The organism is Thauera phenylacetica B4P, from assembly GCF_000310225.1.
GTDB classification, from domain to species: domain Bacteria; phylum Pseudomonadota; class Gammaproteobacteria; order Burkholderiales; family Rhodocyclaceae; genus Thauera; species Thauera phenylacetica.
On sequence record NZ_AMXF01000372.1, the window covers coordinates 1 to 2,549 of the forward strand.

1 protein-coding gene and 2 pseudogenes are annotated in these 2,549 nt (G+C 70.0%); 1 reads left to right on the plus strand and 2 read right to left on the minus strand.

Going from position 1 to position 2,549, the window contains the following annotated elements:
* Both C667_RS22085 and C667_RS22090 read right to left on the minus strand, forming a co-directional pair.
* Positions 1 to 1,221 (minus strand): DEAD/DEAH box helicase (locus tag C667_RS22085; protein ID WP_004385491.1); only part of this gene is annotated, 1,221 nt, incomplete at its 3' end.
* A gap of 581 nt (positions 1,222 to 1,802) precedes the next feature.
* Positions 1,803 to 2,081, minus strand: a pseudogene (locus C667_RS22090) (HU family DNA-binding protein); the annotation flags it as partial.
* A 217-nt stretch (positions 2,082 to 2,298) separates the two neighbouring features.
* Between C667_RS22090 and C667_RS22095 the strand changes: the two are divergent.
* Positions 2,299 to 2,549 (plus strand): annotated as a pseudogene (locus tag C667_RS22095) (hypothetical protein); the annotation flags it as partial.

Sequence of the window (2,549 nt, forward strand, 5' to 3'; positions counted from 1 at the left end):
GTAGGTGCTGCCGGCAGGCTTGGCGCCGCTGCCGAAACGGCGGCCGCCATTGCCACCCGGGCGCGGGCCGGTCGGCTTGCGCGGCGACGGCTCCATGCCGGCGATGGTGTGCACTTCCAGGCGATCGCCGGTGTAGCGCTCGATGGCACGGATCAGCCCGGTCTCGCGCGGACCCGACAGGGTGATCGCGATGCCGTCGCGGCCGGCGCGGCCGGTGCGGCCGATGCGGTGAACATAGTCTTCAGCCTGGCGCGGCGGGTCGAAGTTGATGACGTGGCTGATGCCGGCGACGTCGATGCCGCGCGCGGCGACGTCGGTCGCCACCAGCACGCCGATGCGGCCCTGGCGCAGGCGGTCGAGGGTGCGGTTACGCTGGGTCTGGTGCATGTCGCCATGCAGCGCAGCGGCGGAAATGCCCTTTTCCTGCAGGGACAGCGACAGCTCGTCGGCACTGCGCTTGGTGGCGGTGAACACCACGGCCTGGTTCATGCCTTCCTCGCCGAGCAGGGCGTGGAGCAGGCGGCCCTTGTGGCCGAGGTCGTCGGCGAACATCAGGCGCTGCTCGATCTGGCCGCGGTCTTCCTGGGCGACCTCGATCTCGATGCGCTCGGCGTCGCGCGTCATGCGCGTCGCCATGTTGCCCACCACGCCGTCGAGCGTGGCCGAGAACAGCAGGGTCTGGCGCTTGGCCGGGGTGGCGGCGACGATCGCGTCGATGTCCTCGGCGAAGCCCATGTCGAGCATGCGGTCGGCCTCGTCCAGGATCAGCACCTCGACGTCCGACAGCTTGATCTTGCGGCGGGTCAGGTGGTCGAGCAGGCGGCCCGGCGTGGCGACGACGACGTCGCACTGGCGCTGCAGCTGCTTGATCTGCGCGAACATCGGCGCGCCGCCGACCAGGCAGGCGGTGTTGAGCCAGCGCAGGGCCTTGCCGTAGGTCTGCACCGCCTTCTCGACCTGCTGGGCGAGCTCGCGGGTGGGGGTCAGCACCAGCACGCGCGGACCGCTGCCCGGCGCGGGACGGCGATCGATGATCCGGTTCAGGGCAGGAAGGGTGAAGGCGGCGGTCTTGCCGCTGCCGGTGTGGCTGGACACGAGCAGGTCGCGGCCGGCGATCGCCGCCGGGATGGCGCGCTGCTGCACCGGGGTCGGGGTGGTGTAGCCGGTGCTGGCGACGGCCTTGAGGAGATCGTCGGCGAGGCCGAGGTTTTCGAAGTTCATGATTCTTCCTGTCTTGCTGTCCGCCGCGCTGGGATGGTCGGGCGGAACGATTCGGACCCGCGACAAGCGGGTCGTGATGACATCACGCCGCGCCGCGCCTGCGGACAGGGACGGCACGAGGCGTCGCAAGGGCGACGGGACGCGCGATGGGCGTGGCCGGTCGATCCGGTGGCGCATGGGCGCCAGGAAAGACCGCGCATCGGCACCAACCGGTTGTCACGATGCCAGACGATCGGAAGAACGAATGGAAAACCCGACGGAGTGTCGGCGACGGGAGGTCGGAGGCGATGGGGCTGTGGTTACAGTCCCTCGGGCCGGTCCGGATCGCGTCCCTCGACGCGGCGGTACTGCTCTCGGCCCTGTTGCTGCATTGCACAACGACAGGCAGTATACCGGCTGGACGGCTGGCTGTCGCGGTTTATTTTGCACGGCGGGCCCTGCTCCACGAGCGCGCCAGGATGTCGGCCCGCGGTGCAAGGCCGCAATGCGCTGCCGCAATGGAAACGGGCCCGCCCCGGCGACATCCGGGACGGGCCCGCTGGCCACGGCGCCAGGCGCGCCGCGACGACTTCGGTGTGCGCTTACTTGTTGACCGCGGCCTTCAGCGTGGCGCCGGCGGTGAACTTGGGCACGCTCGACGCGGCGATCTCGATGGTGGCGCCGGTCTGCGGGTTGCGGCCGGTGCGGGCAGCGCGCTGCGAAACCTCGAAGGAGCCGAAACCGGTGAAGGCGACCTTTTCGCCCTTGGCGAGCTGTTCGGCGATGATGTCGAGCACGGCGGACAGCGCACGGTCGGCCTGGGCGCGATGCACATCCAGACGGTCGGCCAGCGCTTCGACGAATTCACCTTTGTTCATGCTTTTCCTCGATTGGTGTGTGAGTGGGAGTACCGGAAAGTCCGATCTACGCGGCGGATTCTAGCACTGTCGCGGATTCTGGGGCGTGCGCAGCAATGCACGCTCGCGCTTCTTCATACCCGCGGCGGGCGCCGCCGACGCCCCCCCTTCCATGCGAACAACAAACCTCCCCGATGCGGGTATTCTCCGCCTTGATCCACGACTGCAGACGAGCGACGACATGAGCACACAGGACAGCCCCGGCGACGATCCGATCCGGGTCCTCGCCACCCATGCCGCGGGCCGGATCCGCGCGGTGTCGCTGCACATCCCCGACCGCGCCTGGATGGGCGGCGCGGTCATCGGCATGGCGCCCGCGGAAGGCGTGGAGCATCTGCGCCAGCACGCCAGCCACAGCCCGCAGGCCCACGCCCACGCGCTCGCGCTCGCCTGCGCGCAGGCCGCGGGCGAGGCGCCGCCGGCGAAGGCGGA